This window comes from Bacillus cereus ATCC 14579 (genome assembly GCF_000007825.1).
Lineage (GTDB): Bacteria > Bacillota > Bacilli > Bacillales > Bacillaceae_G > Bacillus_A > Bacillus_A cereus.
Genome location: NC_004722.1, coordinates 819,469 through 842,641, shown reverse-complemented (window position 1 = coordinate 842,641; position 23,173 = coordinate 819,469). Strand labels below are relative to the sequence as shown.

Genomic DNA, 23,173 nt, shown 5'->3' with positions numbered 1-23,173 from the left:
CTCTATAATCTGATTATTACTATATCCATTGACGTATAAAAATACATTTGTTACTCTTAAAGACGTTAATTTAATATTTAAATCCTCATTCGTATCTCGGTGAGGTAGAGGTTGCAATCATTAAGAGTATCATTTCAGGAGATGTAGTGGCATTGATGAAGGAATGAGAAAGGAATGGTTGCCGAAGTAAGTCGTGTCCACCATGCACGCTTGCTGGGTCTGCATTTAATAAGTGCAGAACTGTCACAAACGTTTCGTTTGTGGAGAGCTATCGAGAGGTATGTCGTGGGTTTCTTATAAGATAGAAAGCATGTAGCGGCAAATTACGTGCTTTTTTTGTTTTGTTTGGGACTTCTCTTCCTGACTCAGGAAGACATACATATCTCCTCGCTTGACTTGGTTATACTAACTTTGGAGGTATTTTCTATGCAACAAAAAAAATGGGGCTTTTGGGTACTAACAGCTTTCGTTGTCGGTAACATGGTTGGCGCTGGTATTTTCATGGTGCCAAGTACGTTGGCACAAACAGCAAGCCCACTCGGTGTCACTTTAGCTTGGTTAACTACAGGGTTCGGTGTTTTAATGCTAGCTCTTGTTTTCGGTAATTTAGCAATTCGTCGTCCTGATTTAACGACAGGGCCACAAAGTCATGCATATGCTTTATTCTCAACACCAAAAAAGAAAAAAATGGCTGGCTTCAGTATGGTATGGGGATATTGGGTTGCAAACTGGGCAAGTAACGTTGCCATCATTACATCATTTGCGGGATATTTATCACTCTTCTTCCCAATTATGAAAGATACGCGACTACTATTTTCAATCGGCTCGTTTAACGTAGAAGTCGGAAAACTAATTACATTTACGATTTGTTCCATCTTACTTTGGGGAACTCATATTATATTAACAAACGGTGTAAGCGGAGCTGGAAAACTAAACTTCTTAGCAACAACAACGAAAGTAACTGGATTCCTTTTATTCATCGTCGTTACGTTATTTGCATTCGAAGCTTCTAAATTTGGACAATGGTATACACCGATGATTGATAAATCAGGGGCATCACACGGTCTTCTTTCACAAGTGAATTTAGCTGCTCTTACAACACTTTGGGCGTTTATCGGAATTGAATCAGCTGTTCTTTTATCAAACCGTGCTGTTTCTCCAAAAACGGTAAAACGCGCAACAGTTGCGGGATTACTTATTACAGTTGCCATCTACTTAGGAATCACAATTTTAACAATGGGTGTACTTCACGTTGATAAATTACAAGCTTCTGAACGTCCATTAGCAGATGCACTAAACGCTGCAATGGGTCACGGCGGCGGGAAACTGATGGCATTACTTGCTCTTACTTCCCTGTTCGGTTCTATCTTAGGCTGGATTTTATTAAGCTCAGAAGTACCTTATCAAGCAGCAAAAGAAGGTTTCTTCCCTTCCTTCTTCACAAAAACAAATAAAAAAGGAAGTCCAATTTACTCATTACGATTAACAAACATTATGTCGCAAGTATTCCTATTCTCAACATTATCAGGAACCATTGCGGAAGCTTATACATTCGTTATTACCGTATCGACACTGGCCTACCTCATTCCATATCTCGTTTCACCAATCTTCCAGTTAAAACTAGTCGCAACTGGTGAAACATATAAAAATGAAATGCGGGCAAGAATTACAGATGGCATAGTCGCAGTTATCGCACTTTGCTACGCACTATGGGTTATTAAAACGGGCGCATCCGATATAAAAACGTTCCTTCTCGGAATTGGTTTATTCGTAATCGGATTTGCTTTCTATCCATTAATGAATCGTGATCAGAAAAAAAATAACGAAAAGAAAAACGGGCAAGTTGCATAACGCAATTTGCTCGTTTTTTCTTTTGTAAAACATATATAATAGAACAAAGAGGTGAAAAACATGTCAATCGAATCGCTATGGAGCAGTCGCTTCCAACAACATATTCAAAATATCATTACATACTTTGCACGTATGATTAACGGTTTACTATATAGCTTTATCTTTATTTCATGCGTTGGTGCATATTATTATGCTCAGTTTCTAAAAGCATCTCCTTCTAAAGGAATATCTTTAATAATTATAACGATTGTACTTACATTCATTATAACGAGATGCCCTATCCGTACATTTATTCAAAAACCTGATGCTGTCTATTTACTAGCACTAGAAGAGAAATTAACATCTTATTTTAAAAAATCTCTTCTATACAATTACATCATGCAGCTTTTCCCATTATTATTTACGTTCCTTATTCTCGTTCCACTTGCTATGCAATCATTGCAATTAACTGTACCTTTTTTATGTACAATCTTTATCGTGTTAATGATTACGAAAGCCTGGAACATGTACATACATTGGATGTGGCGTGATAGTCACGAAAAAAATATATGGCTAATCATTCGTATTACTTGTAACGCCCTAATCATTTACATGCTGTTTTATTCCGCAAATGTTCTCATATTGGGCGGACTACTCTTACTACTTGCTTTCCTACTTCTATATACGAAAAAACAGCCTACAAAACGAATACCGTGGGATTACATAATCGAGCAAGAAGAAAAAATGAACGTTCGTTTTTATCAATTTGCTAGCATTTTCACAGATGTTCCGCAACTGAATAAACAAGTAAATAAAAGAAAATGGCTTACAAATTGGATTGAACCTTTATTACATAAAAAACGAGCAACTTTCTTCTATTTACATACATTAGCATTTTTACGTGGAAATGATTATTTCGGTATATATATTCGCTTAAGATTGATCGGTGCTTTCGCCTTATATTTCATACCAAATATATACGTAAAAGGCGCTATCGCTTACATCGTTCTATATATGATTTCTATGCAGCTCCGTTCCCTGTGGAAATATTTTTCGGGAAATATTATTGTAGCATTATATCCAATCCATACTGAAGAAAGGATGAAGCAATTTCTTCACTTAATCTTTATATTGCTAAGTATTCAACTCATTGTATTTTCGAGTGTTATACTCATTGCTACAGGTCAATTTTTACATATCCTTATCATTATGATTGTCGGGTTACTCTGGATCAAATTTATTATTGTACCAAAAACGAAGCAAAGAATTTCCGCATTTTAACGAAAAGAATTATCTTAAAAGCCAAGGAGCAAATAAATTTTCTCCTTGGCTTTTTTATTTTTTAATGTTAAACCTATCGTTCATACTTAATTAAAAACTTTAGGTATGTTACTCCTGTTTTTCTTAAGCATAGAGTGCTATACACCCCCCCTTTCTTCCCCTTGATGTTTTAGGGTTTAATTATGATTTTTACATACAAAAATCATAATACATGTTTACGTCCTAATAAAAAGGGTATCTATTAAATTAACAAAGTAAAGGAGGGGCCTATATTGTGAATAAAAAAATGGAGCAATTGAAGCACCATGTTACGGATAATCAACGCAAACATGCTTTAACAACAAACCAAGGAGTAAAAATAGCCGAGGATGAATTTTCTTTAAAGATGGGCTTAAGAGGCCCAACCTTAATGGAGGATTTCCACTTTCGCGAGAAAATGACCCACTTTGATCATGAACGAATTCCTGAAAGAATTGTTCATGCGCGCGGAGTTGGCGTACATGGTTATTTTCAGCTTTATGAATCGTTAGAAGCCTATACAAAAGCAGATTTCCTTACTAATCCTTCAAAGAAAACACCTGTATTTGTACGGTTCTCAACCGTTCAAGGTTCTAAAGGATCCAACGACACAGTAAGAGATGTACGCGGATTCGCCACAAAATTTTATACAGATGAAGGAAACTATGATTTAGTGGGTAATAATATGCCCGTATTCTTTATCCAAGATGCTATTAAATTTCCTGATTTTGTCCATGCAGTTAAACCAGAACCACATAATGATATTCCTCAAGGAGCTAGCGCTCATGATACCTTTTGGGACTTTGTTGCGCATAATCCTGAGTCCACTCATATGGTCATGTGGCAAATGAGCGACCGAGCTATTCCGCGTAGTTTACGAATGATGGAAGGTTTTGGAGTTCACACATTTCGACTCATTAACACAGCAGGAAAAGCCCATTTCGTAAAGTTTCACTGGAAACCTACCCTTGGGGTTCATTCATTAGTATGGGATGAAGCTCAAAGGATTGCTGGGAAAAATCCTGATTTTCATCGTCAAGATTTATACGAAGCAATTGAAAAAGGGGATTATCCTGAATGGGAGCTTGGATTACAGTTAATTCCAGAAGAAGATGAACATAAATTTGATTTTGATATTTTAGATCCAACGAAATTATGGCCAGAAGAAGAAGTTCCCGTAAAATTAGTTGGTAAAATGACATTGAACAAAAATGTTGATAACTTCTTTGCTGAAACAGAGCAGGTAGCTTTTCACCCTGGTCATGTCGTACCAGGTATTGATTTTTCAAATGACCCTCTTCTGCAAGGAAGATTATTCTCCTATACAGATACACAATTATCTCGTTTAGGGGGCCCTAATTTCCATCAAATCCCTATCAATCAACCCGTATGTCCTTTTCATAATAATCAACGTGATGGTATGCATCAAATGCAGATTCATCGCGGTCAGACAAGCTATCATCCTAACGGATTAAATAACAATCAACCTGCAACCGTCCAAGCCGAACAAGGAGGATATGAACATTATCAAGAAAAGATTGATGGGCATAAAATTAGAGGTCGTAGTAAAAGCTTTCTTAACTTTTATTCTCAGGCTAAACTTTTCTACAATAGTATGAGCCCTATTGAAAAGCAGCACATAAAAGAAGCTTTTTGCTTTGAAGTTGGGAAGTGTAAATCAGACATGGTGAAGGCAAATGTAATTGCTCTCCTAAACCACGTCGATCGTCAATTAGCACAAGAAGTCGCTAACATTGTTGGAGCTCCTTTACCTAAAGAAAATCACGAAGTAAATTCAGATGCAAAATCACCTGCACTAAGTATGTCCAATACTATTTTTAAATCTGATTCTAAAAATGTCGCAATTCTATTAAATGGTGACCCAAGCGTCTCCCTTCTGTCCGAATGGATTCAAGCTTTTGCACAGCACCGAATGAACTATAGCATCATAGATAATAAAATTTATCATTTCAATGATTCCATTAAAGTAACTGATACTTATACAACAACAGACTCTTCGCTTTTTGATGCAGTATTAGTGTTTAGTAGTGAGTCTGTCATTCACCCCCCTGTTTTAGAATTTACAGAAACTACTTTTAAACATTTTAAACCGATAGCTCATGTCCTTAGTAATCCTCATGCTTTGGACAATAGTAAGATTAAACTGGATGGAGCAGGAGTTTATAACCTAACAAACACTTCAATTGAATCATTTATAGAAGGTATTGCCCAAGGAAGATTCTGGAACCGATAATATAAGGAGCGGATTAGAATGAGTAAAAAAATTGCTATTTTAATAACGGATTATTTCGAGGACACAGAATACACAGAGCCAGTAGCAGCTTTTAATCAAAAGGAATATGAATTAACAACTATTGAAATGGAAAAAGGGAAAACAGTACACGGTAAGCAAGGAAAAAGTGAAGTCGTAATTGATAAAAGTATTGATGATGTTTCTCCAGAGAACTTTGATGCCCTCTTCATACCGGGTGGATTTTCTCCAGATATACTTCGTGCAGATGAACGTTTTGTTCGCTTTAGTAAAGCATTTATGGATGCGGAAAAACCTGTTTTCGCTATTTGTCACGGACCTCAGCTACTCATCACTGCACAAACACTTGAAGGACGTGATGTCACTGGATATAAATCTATTGAAGTCGATTTGAAAAATGCCGGCGGGAACTTTCATGACAAAGAGGTTGTCGTATGTCAAAATCAGCTAGTAACAAGTAGACAGCCAGAGGACATCCCAGCGTTTATTGAAGAATCGTTGCGTATATTAGGATAACTAACCTCCTTTTATTTACATGAAAATAGTTAATCAGTGGGGTTTTATTCATCCCCCACTGATTAATTAGCCCTCACCAACTGGTCGTTTACAGGCAATCCGACCACCACAAATAGCAAGATAAATAAAAAGAGGGGAATCCAAAAGTTCAGTTTTAATAATCTTTTGGATTCCCCCTTTTTCTCGCCCAAAAATTCCTTATCACTTTTCATAGGCAGTTCTCATATAGTGAAAATGACTATATAATTCCTATCCATAAGTTAAATAATGATTTCGAACATATATAAATACAAAAGATGGGAGCCTAACTATGAACAATAATCCACCTTCTCCGCCCCAAGACAACTCCGAAAACAATAGCCGTGATATTACACTGCAAACATTACGGGTCATTGGACTCATCGTTCTTATTAGTGGTTATATCCTCGTTGCTCTCTCAGAAGTAGGTGAGCTGAAAACCTTATTAACAAATCCGAATGCTAACCCTGATTTAGCTGAAGTTGATCCGTTCTAAAAATTATATAAAAAGCGAGTCCCAGTATAACTGGTTCGCTTTTATATAGTTTCATCCAATTTGAGAAACATTTCTCTCATCCTCATACTTCTCTTTCCCTATCGCCTTCATAAATAATAAAATACTGCTCATACCAACGATAAAGTACAGAGCACTCATGCCCCAAGATGCAATAAATGAACCTAGCATAACATCTAATGCCCCGTTCATTTTTGCCACTTGAAAGACCATTCCGTTAATCGCCATATAAGAACCTCTTGCCTCATTTGGCACCATATCTGCCATAATAGATTGACGCACTGGCACATACATCATCTCACCTACCGTTTGGAAAAGCCCTGCAATTAATAAAATCCATAAGCTATTGCTCGTTCCGAGTATTGTAAATCCAATTGTATAAATGAATAAACCTACATATAAGATTTTCAAATCGTTGAAGCTTTTCAGCATTTTAATAAGAAGTGCTGAACATAACACAACTAAAATTGTATTCTCCGCTGATATCCAGCTCAGCATGCGAATACCTGTTAAATCAAACGTAACACCATTTCCAAAGAAAAAGTGCACCGTTTCAAATTCCTTCTGCAAGCGAACACCTAAATAATTATTAATTTGAAACTCTAAAGACAATGTACATATACTCGCTGCACAAAAAATTAAAAATGCTTTATCTTTCATCACGACTTTATAACTATCTGCCATACCTTTTAATACATTTTTCTTCTCCACCGTTTTTCGTGCTACATACACTTCTTCCATATACACAGCCATCACATATAGAGTAATAATCGCAACAAGCGTTAATACGATAAACAATTGCAATCTATAGTTTTCAAATAGTAATCCACCAAATATTGCTCCAATCGCAATGGATAAATTAATAGCCCAATAATTAATGCTGTACATTACTTTTCGATTTTCAGGTGTACTCACATCAATTAACATCGCCTCTGTCGCAGGATTCATAAGTCCAGATCCTAAACTATTCACTAGCATAAAGATAAATGTTAACCACGGTGAATCTACATAATCCGAATTCGCAACTCCCATACAAGCAATAGAAATGACTTGTATACTTTGACCGATAATCATAACCTTTTTACGCCCAAGCAGGTCTCCAACATATCCACCGTATAAACCAATTACTAATGAAACTATGACATTAATGAGTAGTAACGCACCAGCAACCGCACTACCTAACTTTATTGAAAAATAAATCGCCATAAATGGAAAAATCATCGTGGACACAGTACGTGTTAAAAACGAAGTTATAATTCTAATTTTTATATTTCGATGCATACTCCAAAATCCCATTGTTTCCCCCTCCTTATGCTTACTTATTTTACTTTGAAAAAAAGGAAGAAAAAGGTTAGAATATTCTAAAGAGTTTCCCCTTTTATGATAGAAGGAAGTGTATATATGAAAATTATGGACTATTACATTAGACTAAGACTACATGCACAAGATCAACAACATATGCGAAATAGCTTACAAGAATTAGCGGATGTTTTATATTGCAGTACGAAAAACGTAAAGATTTTATTAAAGAAAATGAGCGAGGAGCAATTAATTAGCTGGACTCCAGGGCGAGGCCGCGGAAATAAAACGGAAATTCTATTTATACATAATTTCGTAGAAGCGATTGAGTCCTATACAGATGACCTGTTAGCGCAAGAAAAATTAAAGGATGTTTTTCTTCTTTTAAAAGAACCCCTACCCCCTGCACTTCAAAAAAAGATAGAAAACAAACTACATCATCATTTTGGATACGAACCTTCAAATGATATGTACGACATATTAAAGATTCCTATATCGAGAAAGATATTCCCATTAGATCCGGCTTTTGTGGCTGTAACTACAGAGAGCCATCTTACGAGTCAAATTTTTGATACGTTAGTCGTCTATAACGATGTTACTGAAAAAATGGAACCACACATTGCGCATACGTGGGAATTAAGTGAAGACGGGCTTACGTGGACTTTTTATTTACGAAAGGATGTATATTTTCATAACGAAACAGTTTTAACTTCTAAAGATGTACAATTTTCATTTGAAAGACTAAAAGAGGTTCACTCTCCTTTCGAATGGTTAACAGAAGAAATTGTTCAAATTGAAACGCCATCACCACTGCAAATTCGATTTCATTTAGCAAAACCAAATTTATTTTTCTTACACTATGTAAGTTCCATGCAGCTCGCAATTTTACCGCGTGATACGAGTATTCAAAATCATCATTATATAGGTACTGGACCTTTCAAACTTGCTCATTACTCTGAAGATAATATCGTACTCGAAGCGTTCACTCATTATTTTAAAGAGCGCGCATTATTAGACCGTATTGAATTTTGGGGTATTCCTGACCATGTGCAAATAGATGCTGATTATGAACTACCAAACGAAGAGGAAAATGAAAGGCATGATATACAAATAGAAGAAATAGGTTGTATTTATGCTAGCTTCAACTTTACAAAACCTGGTCCTCATCACGATATTTACTTTCGAAAGGCTTGGAGAGAACTATATGATGTTGAAACGATACTTCGTAGCATAGAGGGTAGACGAACAATTGCTGCATCAAGCTTTTTCCCTGAAAGAAGTCGCCAAGCTTCTAAAAGAGCTTACTCTTTAGAAAAAGCGAAAGAGTATTTAAAAAAGAGCACCTATAATGGAGAAACGATACATATTTACTTCTTCGCATTTAAAGATAGTGCAAATGACGCATATTTCCTAAAAGAACGATGTGAAAGTTTAGGTATACAAGTAGAGCTTCACCCCTTTCTCGTTTCAGATTATATGAACCGTTCTATCGATCAACATGCCGATATTATTTTCATGGGAGAAGTGTTTGCTGCCGATCATGAACTTGCATTCTTAAATGTATTTAAAAATAAAAGTTGCTTCATAAATCGGTTCATGGACCCACACTATGAAAAACAAATTAACTGTTTACTTGATACCTTTTTATTAGAAGAAAATAAAGAAAAACGCTACGAGCTCATGTATGAGGTCGAAGAATTTTTACAAACAGAACACATCATTTTATTTAACTATCACGTTTTAAAAAGAAAAACATACCCTTCTTCTTTAAAAAACGTAACAATTGATTCATTTGGTTGGGCAAATTTTGCGAAGTTATGGATACAGCCATCCACGTATTAAAGTGTGAGTTTTTATAAAAGGAGAAGGTACTACATCCTTAGTAGTACCTTCTTCACATACTATTATTTAATTACTCCATCTAAATGATCTTTCAAGTTCACTAAAAACTTCTCTATATCCGGATTCTTCACCACATCATAACAAGCAAAACTCTTTAACGGACTCATACCGAGAAACTTTTGCACGCGGTGTAAATGACTAAGCGCTGATTCTAAACTTTCTCCTTCAAAGAACTTTGTCTTATCTCCAAATGCTTTTTCAGGTGCATTCCAAGTTGTAGAGAACATATACTCTTTCTTTTTTAATAAACCACCTGTTCCATATTCATCTGCACCTTTAAAGAACAAACCGTATTCATATACTTCATCCATATACGTTTTAAATAAGCCCGGTACACTAAACCAATAAATCGGTGTTTGATAAATAACAACATCGGCCCATAAAAACTTATCTTGTTCTTCTTTAATATTGTAACCATCTTGAATCGTTGTTGTTTTCACATGATGATTCTCGCCTAATACAGTAACCATATAATCTACTAACGTTCTATTTAATCGTCCTTCCTTTGTACCGTATTTTTCATGTCCATTTATAATAAATATATTTTTCATCGTTTTTCTCTCCCCTATATGATCTACTCTTCGGCTATTAAGCCGAGTTGCTGCTGTAGTGTAAGATTATCTTCTAAATGCCAATCTTCCGTTATCTTTTCGTCTTTCACATGTAAAATATCAATTGCAAAAAAATTAATTTTCTTACCATTATGCGTTCCTGTAAAAGAAAGACGGGCTGTTACTTTATCACCAACAACTAATAAGTCTTCAATCTCACAATGTATATCAGGCACAACTTTACGAAAATTTTGCGCTGCAAACTTTAATCCTTCAATGCCTTGTGGTCGCCCTTTCGGCAATGTATTATCGAAAAAATTTTCAGTAACAGTTTGCGGAATAAGTTCCTCCTTACCTGTATCCCAAAATGCATAAAAACGCTGCGCCGCATGAACCATTTCTGTCGCTTCTTTTTTACTTAGTGAGGGATCAATTGTCATTGCTTTTGGCCTTGGCATTTCTTTTAATAACTGAACTTCACCTTTTTGTTCCGCGCCGCATGCTACAAGCACAATACAAATAACAAACAAACTAAGGAATCCAAATAACTTTTTTATCCCCATGGAAATCACCACCTCCTCATATAAATCCTTTATGTTTCGTATTACTATTGTATATGCACTAACTTCCTTTATGGAAGTAGTGATATTTTTTTCATATAGTTACCAAAAGTATAGTTTTGTGATACTATAAAGCAAATTCATCCAAAAAAATTTTATGGAGGCTTGTTCCATGAACAATATAGATCCAGTTGAATTAACGAAAGGTTTACCTGGCATACCTTGTCCTATCGCTAAAACGCTTGATGTAATTAGTACAAAATGGACATTTTTAATCATTCGTGATCTTCTTATCGAAGGAACATTACGCTTTAGTGATTTACAAAAATCAATGGATGGGATTAGTCCAAAAACATTATCGCTTCGACTAAAGGAATTAGAATCTCAAGGCATTATAACGAGAAAAGTATATCCAGAAGTTCCGCCTCGTGTAGAGTACACATTAACGGATAAAGGAAAGCAATTAGAGGGGATTTTTATTGAATTAAAACGGTTTGGATTAAGTTTATAAAACAAAAACCCCTTACCGTCGTAAGGGGTTTTATTACTTCGCAAAACTCTCAGCCAACTGTTTCTCTCTCCACATAAATGTAATGCCGAGACCAACTATTAAAACAACTCCTGAAAATGCATATGGATAATGAATATTCATATCAAATAATATTCCGCCCATCGCTGGTCCTGCGATATTTCCTAAACTCGTATAAGTCGAGTTCATTCCAGCAACGAATCCTTGCTCTTTTCCAGCTGCTTTTGATAAAAACGTCGTTAAAGCTGGACGAAGTAAATCAAATGCTAAGAAAATGAAGCAAGTAACGAGAAGTACAATCCAATAATTAAAGACTACAGTTGAGACGAATGCTAATACTGCACCTACAATTAAACATATTTGAATTAATACTTTCTCACCGAACATGTCTACCAATTTGCCAAACATAAATACTTGCACAACTACCCCAAAGATTGAACTGATTGTAATAATTGCTGCAATATCTTTCGGCGAGAAACCAAATTTATGATCTGAGAATAAGCTAAACACAGTTTCATACGCCGATAATCCGAATGCGAGTACAAATACGATAATAAATGCAATTGCATACATTGGATGTAATGATTTCTTTAAATCACCAATAAAACTTGATTCTTTCGTATTAGAAGAAATCTCTGCAAGTTCTTCTTTCGTTAACGGTTCTTTTAAAATAAAGATTGAAATCACACATGCTATAAAAGCAATTGCTGCTGCAACGAAAAACGGCACACGTATACCGTATTCTGCAATAAATCCGCCGATTCCAGGCCCTATAATGAATCCAGTACTAATAGCCGCAGATAAGTATCCCATCGCCTTTGGACGTTCCTGAATAGATGTAATATCCGCAACATATGCCGTAACACCAGGCATAATAAAAGCAGCACTAATTCCGCTTAATACCCTTGCCACATAAAGCATCCACACATCTTTTCCTAATCCAAAAAGAAGCTCTGAAACACCAAAAATAAATAATCCAATGATTATCATTTTCTTCCTACCGTAAAGATCAACCCATCGGCCTGTAATAGGTGAAGTAATGAGCTGTGCCATTGCAAACACTGCAACGAGATATCCCATCGTCTTCCCTGTTAAATGCATATCATTCATAAAGGACGGCATAACCGGAATGATTAATCCAATCCCTAAAAAAGCGATAAATATATTACTCAAAAGAATAACCAATACCATCTTTTGTTCTTTTATCGGTTTCTTCACTTTTTAACACCTCTTCCCATAAGTTCCTCTCAAAAAATAATACCCAAGAAGCTTTTTCTTTATCCTGCTCTTTGCGGGCTAGTAATGAGTGAGGATGCCTCCACTCATTAGAATTTCACTCTATCCTTCTACACATACATAAGTATTAGGTGAATGACTATCATTCAGTTTTCCTCAAAAATGAACCTACCTTTTCAGACAGGTTCATCTTACTACTTCTTTATATGTAGTGCATGTGTTAAAAAATCTAGTACTTCTGCCTTTTGCAAATCCACTTGCTCATCATCTTTATGATCATATAAATAAACTTGTTCCGCTGCTGATTCAACAAGAGCGATAAATAACTTCGCTGTTCGCTCTGCGTGAACCGAATCACGAATTTCACCGGCTTCTTTCGCCTCACTTAAAAATTCGCTTAACCACATATAAAGAGGCTCATACACAGCTTCCCACTCTTTTATATGTTCAGTAGATGCAAGACCTGCATACATTAAAGCTTGTATTTCACGGTATTCCTCTATAAAGTGAAACACCGCATCGATTACTTGTGCCACTTTATTTGAAAAAGGTACATCTTTTTGTACTTTTTCTTTCACTGCAAGTATCATCTTTTCAACCATCACTTCTGCTATTGCAGGCATAACAGATAGCTTAGAAGGAAAATATAAATAGAAAGTTCCTTGCGCAATGCCAGCTAATTTCACGATATCAGAAATCTTCGTTTTTTCGACGCCCTTTTCCTGAAACACTTCAATAGCTGCATAGACAATTTTCTCTTTTTTATTCATCATCTAAACCCTTTCACACGCATATTGAATGACTGTCACTCATTTTATAAGATAATCGATTGTACTGTCAATGATAGTGAACTCTAAGAGGAACTCATTTTTTTATAATAAAATCTCCTAATAAACAATTAGGAGATAAAAATGCAATATATCTTTAAGAAAGTGCCTTTAATCCTGTCACTCCACATACAATAAGAAACACACTAATGATACGCGCTTTACTTTTCGACTCACCAAACAAGAACATGTTTAACAAAACTGCACCTGCTGTTCCGATACCAATCCAAACCGCATATGCGACACTTACTTGTAAAAATAAGAAGGAAGTATACAAAAATGCGAAGGATGTAGCAAACCCACCGATATAAATCGCACCATTGGCTAATGTCTTATCTTTACTATACATTTTAAGTCCTATCACACCGACTATTTCACTAATTGCAGCACAAAATACGAAAAACCAACCCATTTTTAAGCAGCTCCTTCCACAGTTTCTTCTTTATTATCAGCTAGCTTTAAACCGATAACGCCAGCTACAACCATCACGATAAAAAATAACTTCCCTACACTGAAACTTCCGCCGAAAAGAAATACATCCATTAAGAAAGTACCTACCGTACCAGCTCCGGCGAAAACAGCATATACAGTCCCTGTTGCAAGATGTTCACACGCTTTAGAAAGGAAGTGAAAATCAACAGCGATAACTCCTAAAATAATAATCCAATGCCACCAAGTATTAGCCGTATTAAAACCAAACACCCAAAAAATTTCAAAGATACATGTTAATATGACATATAACCATGCTCTATTTTTCATACCTCTCACCTCTTATGACTGACTATCAGTCATTTTTGTTTTAAAAAAATATACTCTTTCATCAATACTATATAAAAACAACTATCATCCTCATTTACCATTGTATTTGTTCCATTTCTAAGCTAACTGCATCCTGTCACATAAAAATGACTGAATGTCATTCATATATATTGTACATGAACATTTTAAAAACTGTCAATGCCGAAAGTTTATTTAAAATTTCTTTCATCTGATTTGTATATTTCTTAATAATCTGTCAATACTGCTAGTAACATAATATTTTCTCCACTCCCCCTTGGAGAGATCCCTTGAATGGAGCAGTTAGCTTTTGCTAGCTGCTCTTTTTTATTTATCCGCACACCATGATGAAATACTCATAGATCAAATCCATTTTTCATCACATAACAACCATCTATTTATTTTCCAATGAGCTTTTGTATGCACGAATTTTATTCTCAAGCATCTTCTCTGTAACTTCTAAGTTTTCTCTTTGAATCTGAATAGATTTCCTATGATCTTCTAGGAGCTGTAAACGAGCTTCTGTTGTATACTCCCCTTCTGTATATAATCTAGCGTATTCTCTTATTTTCGCTATTGGCATTTGCGTTTGTTTTAATTTCATTACAAACTGCAACCACTTTATATGTGACTCTTCGTAAAGTCGATTTCCATTTGTATCACGATTTGCAATTAATATATTTTCCTTTTCATAATAACGTAGTGTATGTGTGCTCACGCCTAATAATTTTGCTACCTCGCTAATTGTGTACATACTAAAACTCCCTTCACATGCTTACCCTCATATATTTTATAACCGTATCAAATTTATAAAAAACGTTTGACTTAGAGTATACTCTAACAAATACAATCTAACCATAAATGAATTTGAATTTAGGGGGATTTTATATGAAATACACGGTTATTACTGGCGCAAGTTCCGGAATTGGTTATGCAGCAGCTTTAGCATTTGCATCTCGCGGAAAAAATTTAGTACTTGTAGCTCGAAGACAAGAAGAATTAAACGGATTAAAATTGAAAATTAACGAAATGCATCCTGAGTTGGATGTTGTCATTCGAAAAACTGATTTATCTGTGACTGAAGATGTTTATAAACTTTATGAAAGCCTACAAGCTTTTCAAATTGAAACGTGGATTAACAACGCAGGTTTTGGTAATTTCGCCTCAATTGCTGAACAAAATTTAAATAAAATAGAGACGATGTTGCATGTCAATATAGAAGCACTAACAATACTCTCTTCTCTTTTCGTTCGAGATTATTCAATGATTGATGGAACACAGCTTATTAACGTTTCATCGGGCGGCGGATACACAATTGTTGCTGATGCTGTTACGTATTGCGCTACGAAATTCTATGTAAGTGCATTTACAGAAGGGCTGTCTCACGAACTGAAAGAACAAGGCGCAAAACTGCAAGCAAAAGTTTTAGCTCCTGCTGCAACTGAAACAGAATTTGCGAAGCGTTCATTTGATATTGATGAATTCCAATATGATAATGTTGTACCAAAATTCCACACTGCAAAACAAATGGCACAATTTATGCTCGACCTTTATGATAATGATAAAGTTGTAGGAATTGTCGACGGTTTAACGTATAACTATGAACTTAAAGATCCACTTTATAATTTTGCCGTGAGACAAAAGAATTCAAATTCTTAATAACCTGTCCATTTCTTATGGAAATATATGTTCCCACTATATATGTAAATAATAGTGGGAACTTTTTCTCTATAAAATTTTCATCTAACATACCGCACCATCGCCACTTCATCACAATAATCCACCTTTGGACAATGTCTACAATCAATCCATACTTTCTCTGGCAACGCTTCTTTATTTATAAAATCAAATCCACACTTTTGAAAAAATACTGTTTCATATGTTAAGGAAATTACTCTTCTTACATTTATTTTCGTAGCTTCCTCCATTACATGATTTACGAGCATACGCCCTATCCCTTTCCCTGCATATGTATGCGAAACTACTAACGATCGTATTTCTGCAAGATCTTCTCCTAATACATGCAATCCAGCAACTCCAACAATTCTCTCATCTTCTTTCATAACATATAAACATTGCAAATATTGATAAAGAGACAAAAGAGAACGTGGTAAAACAACTCCCTCTTTTGCATAAACCTCAATAAGACTATAAATTTCTTTCACATCACTCGTCACTGCATTACAGATTTTCATATTACATCCCCTTGCCCCTCAATATTAATATTTATAACTTAAAATGAATTTTAATTCATAATTTTATATAATAATACATCTCTCTTTTCTCCTCGTCAATCAATTTATACAAACAAAAAACCAAGCAATCTAATCGATGCTCGGTTCCTCATTTCGTATCGGCAATACCGTCGAATATTTAATTTCACGAAGTGCTAAACTTGTCTGTATCCTTGTAATACCAAGCTTATTCAACTTTCTAATAAACTGCTCTAGTTCTTTACGATCACGATTTGCAACCTTTAATAAATAATCGTACTCTCCTGTTAAACAGTGACATTCTAACACTTCCGGCATCGATTCTAATTCTTTCTCCAACACTTCCAGCTTGTCAAATTGATGAATATTTGTACTCATAAAAATAAAACATAATAAATCAAACCCAAGCTTTTCTTGATTTAAAATCGCAACTTGCTTATCGATGAAACCTTCCCCATCCAATCTTTTTATTCTTGCATGCATCGCAGCCGATGATAAATTAACGCGACGTGCCAGCTCTGCATTACTTACTTGTGACTCCTTCTGCAATATATCTAAAATTTGTACATCCAAATCATCCAACACTTTAATAACAGACGACTCCATTACAATTCCCCCCTTTTTTCTTACCGATGATTATTCGAAAAAACACCTTATACCTTACAAAAAACTGAATATCATTCCGTAAATATCATTCATAACTAAAGATTTTATCGAGTTTTCACCATTATACAAAAGAATATATTACACAATAAAGAAAAATGCTAAAATTATTTACAATTCGTATTGATTACAAAAAAGGGGATTTTAGCATGCCTTATTTTTACGTCTTTTTACTATTACTAACGAGCTTATTATGGGGAGGAAATTTTGTCGTTGGAAAATCACTCGTCGATCATGCATCGCCGATGACACTGACAAATTTAAGATGGATGATTGCGATTGTTTGTTTATTACCGATGGTATGGTTTAAAGAAAAGAAAATCCTTCCACCACGTACCGCAATACTTCCTTTAATATTGATGGGAATTTCAGGGGTCGCTCTTTTTAACATCTTTCAATTTTTAGCATTAGAAAAAACATCCGCTACGAATGTAGGTCTTATCTCTACATTGAATGCAATTTCAATCGCATTATTTTCAGTATTATTTCTAAAAGAAAAAGTAAATACACTTCAAATCCTATCCATGATTCTTTCATTCTTCGGGGTTATCCTCGTCCTATTAAAAGGTGATTTCTCGCTTTTATTTTCACTACATTTTAATAGCGGCGATTTATGGATGATTGCAGCAGTTTGTATTTGGGGAATCTATTCTGTTTGTAGTAAATGGGCAACAAAAACAACTACACCACTTATGGCAACGTTGTACTCTGGTATTTTCGGCGTTATTTTATTACTACCGTTTAACATAGGTAGCTTCACTGTTTCAAATATAAATACTTCTTTCATCACATCACTTTTATATACTGGGCTTATTTCGACAGTTCTTTGTATGGTATTTTGGAATATTGGTGTACAAAAATTAGGCGCAACTACATCAGGTATTTTTCTAAACTTCAATCCAATTTTCACAGCCATTTTAGCATTCATATTCCTCGGAGAAGAATTAACGTGGATACAAATTTTAGGGACAATTGTCGTTGTAACAGGATGTTATTTATTTTCTCATTTTAAAACTGTTGCCGTTCAGCCTGTTAGACCTTTAATGCGAAAACATTCTTAATGAAAAAACATCGTCATCTGGGTTGGCGATGTTTTTATTTTCTCTTCATTTCTTTTATATACTGCTTTTCCTCTTCTGGCGATAAACGTTCCGTCGCCTTGCCAGTATCTCCACCTTGAAGGCTCCATAAAAAGTTATGCTCCTCAACAGTTTGAGAAAAATCTCCTTTTTCCCATCTATTTATAATAGAAAATAACTTCATTTTATATTGAAAACCTGTACTATTTTCAATATCTCTTTTTACATTAGAAATTTCCTTTTTTGTCATCTCTACAAATCCCCATTTTTCAGAGGATTTTACCTTTTGGTGCACCATTTTATGCATAGTAGAAATAATTTCACCTTCACTAATTTGCGGGGCTTCTTCTGCAGCTTTTTTCTCTTTTTCGTTTGCCGCTCGCTCGGTTTGAATATTTGTATTTTCTTTTTCCACATATGCAAGCAATTTCTTTCCGCCAACTATAGAAGAGATGATTACCATAATGGTAATACATATACCTACAATCCATTTAAAAAGCATTAGCTCTTCATCGCTTCCCTAACAATATGACTATCTACATACTGCTTAAACTTCACGATTTTTCCATTTTCAAGCTGCCATACATGAACAAATTCTGCTTCAAATGATTTTCCTGTTTCTTTATAAACTCCAGAATACATACCTTCAGCAACAATTACATCTTTTCCGTTTACTTCATGATATGTATTTACACTTGCTTTATAATCATCCCAGTCTGATCCTAAACGGCTAAATACATTTTCCATTATAGCTTCTACGCCTTTATATGTTCCGCCGTACGGGAAACCTTCTGCCTCTGTCCATTCCACTTTTTCAGAGAAGGCTTCTGCTAAATGCTTTGCATTCGAAGACGCTGATCCTTCATACGTGCTTTGAATAATTTCTAAATTTGATTTAGGCATATTACTTCCTCCCGTTTATTTATTTTTACACAAGACATAACCAATTCAGTTACATCTTGTGTAAAAAAATATTTAAATTGTTTCATTCGTAATTCATTAGTTGTAATCATTATAGTTACAATAATTATTCAAGTCAACAATTTATAAATAAAATTTACTTCGTTTTCATTACTTTCTCTTTTAAGAAACGATCTACATATCCTTCTGCTTTTACTACGAATAAATACGCACCCATTGATAATAATGCAAGATCTAATTCATATCCTGGATTCTTTCCATCTCCTAATAAACCTGCTGCTCCATTTACCTTTACAATAGCTCCAGCTAAAATAAGAGCGAATAACAATCCTACATATCGTACACCTAAACCGATAATTAATAATATACCACCAACTAATTCAACTGTTGCTACGCCGTATGCAAGACCACCTGGTAAACCGATGCTTGTAAACCATCCTGCTACGTTATCGATACCTGATTGAAACTTTGCTAAACCGTGTGCAAAGAACGTAACTCCTAACACGATACGAATAATTAAATTCCCAATATATTGATTCATTTTGAACTCTCCTTTTTGTTTTGTTATGGTGAACTTTTATTTATAAGTCAAAACAATACGGTATTTTATTTCATTCGTCAAATACTTTTTTAAAGAAAACAAAAAACATTATCCGTTTTACGGATAATGTTTTCCTACAAAATAGCGCTAATTCAAGCTTTTATTCTATCGCATAGAAAAAGTTGAAACATTTTTCCAGCGCCAATATAAGGCAGTAAAGAAACGTTCTCTTCCACAACTATTCCAACAACATTCACTTTCTCATCTACAGGTAAATCATGTGTAGCAACTTGCATCTCCCCTGCATATCTACCGTACAATTCATTATCAATTGTAATGCTGCCTTTCTTTCTTACAATTGTATGCATCGGCTGTAAAACCACTCTATTTCCTTCCCTTGATTCTACAGATCGAATAACATCACGAGCCGGATCTAGTCTATTTTTATGCACTTGCTCCACCACTTTTAATACTTCTTTATCAGTTATAAATGATTTGTAACGCAATGGAATAATCCCTCTACTCGCACTAGCTACTTCTTGCATACTTTCCAAACTTGCGCTTATATCTCCAATCAATACTTTATCAACACCACAATCTTGAACAAGTTCTAAGTACGCTTCAAGCGGGCGCATATTGCGATGTTTTTCTAACGTTGGTAACCCTTCATATAACGGACCACGTTTTTCCGCATCTCCTGGAATAAATGCCATCGTTTTTATTCCGCACTCCTGTAAATATTGATTTTGTTTTTGTAAGAAGGACTTTGCTAGTCCCGTCTCTGGACGTGGATAAAAATTATGCCACGCTTCTACATTCTCTACTCTTATATGTTCTGCAATTAATTCTTTCCAAAATGGCTTTGTAATCGTACTCGCATTTAAAGCTACTTTCATCTTATGAGATACGCTTGCAATTTCTTTTGGCGCAATGCCGTAATCCATTCTTAAACCGGTAATGCCCCAGTCCAATAGTTCTTCCACATTTTCATATGTTAGCCCTAAATGATGTAACGATTTTGGAAAAACATCAACCATTAACTCCATTTCATGTGCAAGAGCTTGTTTCCCTAATATTTGAATTAACTCTTTATACGTATTTGGATCATCTTCTGGAATGTGCAGTGATGTAAAAATAGATGTAAACCCATTTTCCTTCGCTACTTTTAGCCACTCTTCTTGTTTCTCTACTCGTTCTTTTGAAAGATAAATGGAAACTCCGATCATATAAAACTCCCTTTCTATTAATAGAAAAAGAGAAAGGAATCCCTTTCTCTATATGTTTTCTGCCATTTCTTCTTTAAATCCGAAGAAATACGTAAAGATAAATCCGAAAGCATATGCAATTACTAAACCTAAGAAATAGAGTAAATATTTATTGTCAGCAATTAACGGAATTAAAGATAGCCCTGATACACCAATTCCAAGAGAAGCTGTTTGCATAACTGCTTGGAATGCACCACCGACAGCCGCTCCTAAACAAGCAGTAATAAACGGTTTCCCAAGTGGTAATGTCACCCCGTATAATAACGGCTCACCAATTCCTAAAAAGCCAACTGGCAATCCACCTTTAATTACATTTCGAAGTCGTTTGTTTTTTGTTTTCACATAAATCGCAATTGCTGCGCCCACTTGGCCAGCACCAGCCATTGCGAGCACTGGTAATAAAGGTGTTACGTGTGTTTGATTAATAAATTCCATATGAATTGGTGTTAAACCGTGATGCAATCCGACCATAACGAGAGGTAAAAATGTTCCCGCAAGTACTGCGCCAGCAAATGCTCCGCCAATATTTAAAATAGCATTAATTCCGCTCGTAATACCATCTGATAAGAAACCTGCTAATGGCTGAATGGCTAACATCGTTACGATACTTACAACTAATACAGTAATGAGTGGTGTCACGATAATATCAACTGCGTTTGGCACTGCTTTTCGAACTTGTCTTTCCACTACAACCATAAGCCATGCTGCAAAAATAACTGCAAACAATCCGCCCCGTCCGGGCACTAATGCTTCACCAAACAATTTTACGTTTGCCATCGCCGGGTTGAAAATTAAAATACCAGCAATTGCCCCAAGAACCGGTGTCCCGCCAAATTCTTTCGCTGTATTCCAGCCGACTAAAATTCCTAAGAATGTAAAGATACCGCCGCCAATGAGTAGTAACATTTGTAACCACGTTGCATTTGGATCAGCACCAGCATTTTTCGCAAAGTTAGCAACCCCGTTTATAATTCCTGACGCAACAAGCCCCGGAATTAATGGGATGAAAATACTTCCTATTTTTCGTAAAAAGTTTTTCACCGGTGTATTATTTTTCTTCTTAATCTCTGATTTCATCTCTTGCCCAATATCTTCAAGGTGATGATCTGCTACCTCACCAATTCGTAGTCCTGTCAAACCTTCCATTTCAGCTGCTACTTTATTTACTGTTCCTGGACCAACGACAACTTGAAGCGTCTCATCTTCTATAACACCCATAACGCCTTCAACTTTTTTCAAAAGATTCATATTTACTTTACTTTCATCATGAAGCGTTAAACGTAGTCTCGTCATACAATGAGCAATACTACGAATATTTTTTATTCCACCAAGTTGCTCCGAAATTTCCTTGGCCATTCTCTCTTCTTTCTTCATAATAGAATCCCCCTCCCTATTACTTTATAGTGCTTTCTTCACAAACCCTTTTGCGTATTTTAGTTTCTCCAGTGCTTCCCCATACTCACACTGCAACAACACCATAACAATGGCAGCTTTTACGTTACGTTCTGCCTTTTCATAATACTCTGCCGCTACTTCATAACTAGCGCCTGTTGCTTCCACAATAATTCGTTTTGACCGTTCTACTAACTTTTCATTTGTGGATTGAACATCTACCATTAAGTTTTTATATACTTTTCCTACACCAATCATCGAAGCTGTTGAAATCATATTCAGCACTAATTTTTGTGCTGTACCAGCTTTTAAACGCGTTGATCCTGTTAATATTTCTGCACCTGTTTCTACTTCCACATTTAAATTTGCATATTTACTTATTTCAGCATTTTTATTACAAGAAATACTCGCTGTACTCGCTCCTACGCTCTGTGCGTATTTCAAGCCGCCAATTACGTAAGGAGTTCTGCCACTGGCAGCAATTCCAATCACTGTATCTTTCTCATTTAATCCAATACTTTTTAAATCTTCTTCTGCTAACTCTTCGCGATCTTCGGCACCTTCCACCGCCTTAGTAAACGCTTTCAATCCACCTGCTATAAATCCTTGCACCATTTTATCATCCGTGCCAAATGTCGGCGGACATTCCACTGCATCTAGGATACCTAAACGACCACTCGTACCAGCACCAATGTAAATTAAGCGTCCCTCTTCTTCAAAAGATTTAATAACAGTCTGTACAACCTTTTCAATTTGTTCTATCTCTTTTTCAACTGCTAACGCAACAGTTCGATCTTCTTCATTCATACTTTGCAATACTTCTTTTATGCTCATTTCATCCAGATTCATTGTTTTCTCATTACGATGTTCTGTCGATAAATTTTCTAACATATTTCCACCCTCTTTAAAATTATATTTCACACTTTTATTATAACTTTAAGAAACTAAAAATCAATAACCCTTTCTTAT

The 23,173-nt window shown here is 35.4% G+C and carries 26 protein-coding genes and 1 riboswitch; of the genes, 9 read left to right on the top strand and 17 right to left on the bottom strand.

The window, feature by feature from the left end; translation table 11 throughout:
• The first annotated feature begins 97 nt into the window (after window positions 1-97).
• Window positions 98-279, top strand: a riboswitch (Lysine riboswitch).
• 147 nt (window positions 280-426) lie between these two features.
• The 4 genes from BC_RS04340 to BC_RS04325 all read left to right on the top strand — a co-directional run bounded on the left by BC_RS04340 (window position 427) and on the right by BC_RS04325 (window position 5,917).
• On the top strand, window positions 427-1,851 hold the full coding sequence (locus BC_RS04340; protein ID WP_001186301.1) for an amino acid permease: 1,425 nt from the start codon (window positions 427-429) through the stop codon (window positions 1,849-1,851).
• Window positions 1,852-1,911: 60 nt separating this feature from the next.
• A complete protein-coding gene (locus tag BC_RS04335) occupies window positions 1,912-3,111 on the top strand; it encodes an ABC transporter permease (protein WP_000021372.1) in 1,200 nt (399 codons plus the stop codon).
• Between the two features lie 274 nt (window positions 3,112-3,385).
• Entirely contained in the window at window positions 3,386-5,383 is a 1,998-nt protein-coding gene (locus BC_RS04330; protein ID WP_001035777.1) for a catalase, read from the top strand.
• Between the two features lie 18 nt (window positions 5,384-5,401).
• Window positions 5,402-5,917, top strand: coding sequence for a type 1 glutamine amidotransferase domain-containing protein (locus BC_RS04325; protein ID WP_000037531.1), 516 nt, complete (start codon window positions 5,402-5,404; stop codon window positions 5,915-5,917).
• A 62-nt stretch (window positions 5,918-5,979) separates the two neighbouring features.
• Here the strand turns inward: BC_RS04325 and BC_RS27510 are convergent, their stop codons facing one another.
• On the bottom strand, window positions 5,980-6,129 hold the full coding sequence (locus tag BC_RS27510) for a hypothetical protein (RefSeq protein ID WP_162840102.1): 150 nt from the start codon (window positions 6,127-6,129) through the stop codon (window positions 5,980-5,982).
• Window positions 6,130-6,227: 98 nt separating this feature from the next.
• Between BC_RS27510 and BC_RS04320 the strand changes: the two genes are divergently transcribed.
• On the top strand, window positions 6,228-6,431 hold the full coding sequence (locus BC_RS04320; protein WP_001063856.1) for a hypothetical protein: 204 nt from the start codon (window positions 6,228-6,230) through the stop codon (window positions 6,429-6,431).
• A gap of 51 nt (window positions 6,432-6,482) precedes the next feature.
• Here BC_RS04320 and BC_RS04315 read toward each other — a convergent pair whose 3' ends face one another.
• Window positions 6,483-7,745, bottom strand: coding sequence for an MDR family MFS transporter (locus tag BC_RS04315; protein WP_000508232.1), 1,263 nt, complete (start codon window positions 7,743-7,745; stop codon window positions 6,483-6,485).
• Between the two features lie 84 nt (window positions 7,746-7,829).
• Here BC_RS04315 and BC_RS04310 point away from each other — a divergent pair, with 84 nt between their 5' ends.
• Window positions 7,830-9,590 (top strand): SgrR family transcriptional regulator, encoded by a 1,761-nt coding sequence (locus BC_RS04310; protein WP_000569512.1) that lies wholly within the window; start codon window positions 7,830-7,832, stop codon window positions 9,588-9,590.
• Between the two features lie 62 nt (window positions 9,591-9,652).
• Here BC_RS04310 and BC_RS04305 read toward each other — a convergent pair whose 3' ends face one another.
• Both BC_RS04305 and BC_RS04300 read right to left on the bottom strand, forming a co-directional pair.
• On the bottom strand, window positions 9,653-10,201 hold the full coding sequence (locus BC_RS04305; protein WP_000789193.1) for an NAD(P)H-dependent oxidoreductase: 549 nt from the start codon (window positions 10,199-10,201) through the stop codon (window positions 9,653-9,655).
• A 23-nt stretch (window positions 10,202-10,224) separates the two neighbouring features.
• The gene (locus tag BC_RS04300; protein WP_000511551.1) at window positions 10,225-10,764 is read right to left on the bottom strand and encodes an ester cyclase; all 540 of its coding nucleotides are present in this window, start codon (window positions 10,762-10,764) and stop codon (window positions 10,225-10,227) included.
• 169 nt (window positions 10,765-10,933) lie between these two features.
• Here BC_RS04300 and BC_RS04295 point away from each other — a divergent pair, with 169 nt between their 5' ends.
• On the top strand, window positions 10,934-11,272 hold the full coding sequence (locus BC_RS04295; protein ID WP_001059470.1) for a winged helix-turn-helix transcriptional regulator: 339 nt from the start codon (window positions 10,934-10,936) through the stop codon (window positions 11,270-11,272).
• A 33-nt stretch (window positions 11,273-11,305) separates the two neighbouring features.
• Here the strand turns inward: BC_RS04295 and BC_RS04290 are convergent, their stop codons facing one another.
• The 5 genes from BC_RS04290 to BC_RS04270 all read right to left on the bottom strand — a co-directional run bounded on the left by BC_RS04290 (window position 11,306) and on the right by BC_RS04270 (window position 14,884).
• Window positions 11,306-12,508, bottom strand: coding sequence for an MFS transporter (locus BC_RS04290; RefSeq protein WP_000742961.1), 1,203 nt, complete (start codon window positions 12,506-12,508; stop codon window positions 11,306-11,308).
• A 212-nt stretch (window positions 12,509-12,720) separates the two neighbouring features.
• On the bottom strand, window positions 12,721-13,299 hold the full coding sequence (locus BC_RS04285) for a TetR family transcriptional regulator (RefSeq protein ID WP_002025356.1): 579 nt from the start codon (window positions 13,297-13,299) through the stop codon (window positions 12,721-12,723).
• 151 nt (window positions 13,300-13,450) lie between these two features.
• The gene (locus tag BC_RS04280) at window positions 13,451-13,765 is read right to left on the bottom strand and encodes a DMT family transporter (RefSeq protein WP_000539671.1); all 315 of its coding nucleotides are present in this window, start codon (window positions 13,763-13,765) and stop codon (window positions 13,451-13,453) included.
• Between the two features lie 2 nt (window positions 13,766-13,767).
• A complete protein-coding gene (locus BC_RS04275) occupies window positions 13,768-14,112 on the bottom strand; it encodes a DMT family transporter (RefSeq protein WP_000796022.1) in 345 nt (114 codons plus the stop codon).
• Window positions 14,113-14,524: 412 nt separating this feature from the next.
• Entirely contained in the window at window positions 14,525-14,884 is a 360-nt protein-coding gene (locus tag BC_RS04270; RefSeq protein ID WP_000288073.1) for a MerR family transcriptional regulator, read from the bottom strand.
• A gap of 134 nt (window positions 14,885-15,018) precedes the next feature.
• On the opposite strand from BC_RS04270, the gene BC_RS04265 reads away from it, so the two are divergent.
• Entirely contained in the window at window positions 15,019-15,789 is a 771-nt protein-coding gene (locus tag BC_RS04265) for an SDR family NAD(P)-dependent oxidoreductase (RefSeq protein WP_000878068.1), read from the top strand.
• 80 nt (window positions 15,790-15,869) lie between these two features.
• On the opposite strand, the gene BC_RS04260 is transcribed toward BC_RS04265, so the two are convergent.
• Window positions 15,870-16,325: an N-acetyltransferase gene (locus tag BC_RS04260; RefSeq protein ID WP_000686664.1), complete on the bottom strand. Its 456-nt coding sequence runs from the start codon at window positions 16,323-16,325 to the stop codon at window positions 15,870-15,872.
• Between the two features lie 129 nt (window positions 16,326-16,454).
• Window positions 16,455-16,949, bottom strand: coding sequence for an Lrp/AsnC family transcriptional regulator (locus BC_RS04255; RefSeq protein WP_000446112.1), 495 nt, complete (start codon window positions 16,947-16,949; stop codon window positions 16,455-16,457).
• Window positions 16,950-17,155: 206 nt separating this feature from the next.
• Here BC_RS04255 and BC_RS04250 point away from each other — a divergent pair, with 206 nt between their 5' ends.
• Window positions 17,156-18,067, top strand: a complete 912-nt coding sequence (locus BC_RS04250) for a DMT family transporter (RefSeq protein ID WP_001146242.1) — start codon at window positions 17,156-17,158, stop codon at window positions 18,065-18,067.
• Between the two features lie 34 nt (window positions 18,068-18,101).
• On the opposite strand, the gene BC_RS04245 is transcribed toward BC_RS04250, so the two are convergent.
• The 6 genes from BC_RS04245 to murQ form a co-directional block, all read right to left on the bottom strand.
• Window positions 18,102-18,587, bottom strand: coding sequence for a PRK06770 family protein (locus tag BC_RS04245; protein WP_000897995.1), 486 nt, complete (start codon window positions 18,585-18,587; stop codon window positions 18,102-18,104).
• Window positions 18,587-18,988: a nuclear transport factor 2 family protein gene (locus BC_RS04240; protein ID WP_001126699.1), complete on the bottom strand. Its 402-nt coding sequence runs from the start codon at window positions 18,986-18,988 to the stop codon at window positions 18,587-18,589. The genes BC_RS04245 and BC_RS04240 overlap by 1 nt, the downstream gene beginning before the upstream one ends.
• Before the next feature lie 154 nt (window positions 18,989-19,142).
• Window positions 19,143-19,547 carry a DoxX family protein gene (locus BC_RS04235; RefSeq protein WP_001077751.1) on the bottom strand — a complete coding sequence of 135 codons (405 nt, stop codon included), beginning with the start codon at window positions 19,545-19,547 and terminating at the stop codon, window positions 19,143-19,145.
• 152 nt (window positions 19,548-19,699) lie between these two features.
• Window positions 19,700-20,773: a DUF871 domain-containing protein gene (locus tag BC_RS04230; RefSeq protein ID WP_000580623.1), complete on the bottom strand. Its 1,074-nt coding sequence runs from the start codon at window positions 20,771-20,773 to the stop codon at window positions 19,700-19,702.
• A gap of 48 nt (window positions 20,774-20,821) precedes the next feature.
• The gene (locus tag BC_RS04225) at window positions 20,822-22,186 is read right to left on the bottom strand and encodes a PTS transporter subunit EIIC (protein ID WP_000711301.1); all 1,365 of its coding nucleotides are present in this window, start codon (window positions 22,184-22,186) and stop codon (window positions 20,822-20,824) included.
• A gap of 24 nt (window positions 22,187-22,210) precedes the next feature.
• Complete coding sequence (gene murQ / locus BC_RS04220; RefSeq protein WP_000892350.1) at window positions 22,211-23,095, bottom strand: N-acetylmuramic acid 6-phosphate etherase; 885 nt, start codon at window positions 23,093-23,095, stop codon at window positions 22,211-22,213.
• Between the last annotated feature and the right edge of the window lie 78 nt (window positions 23,096-23,173).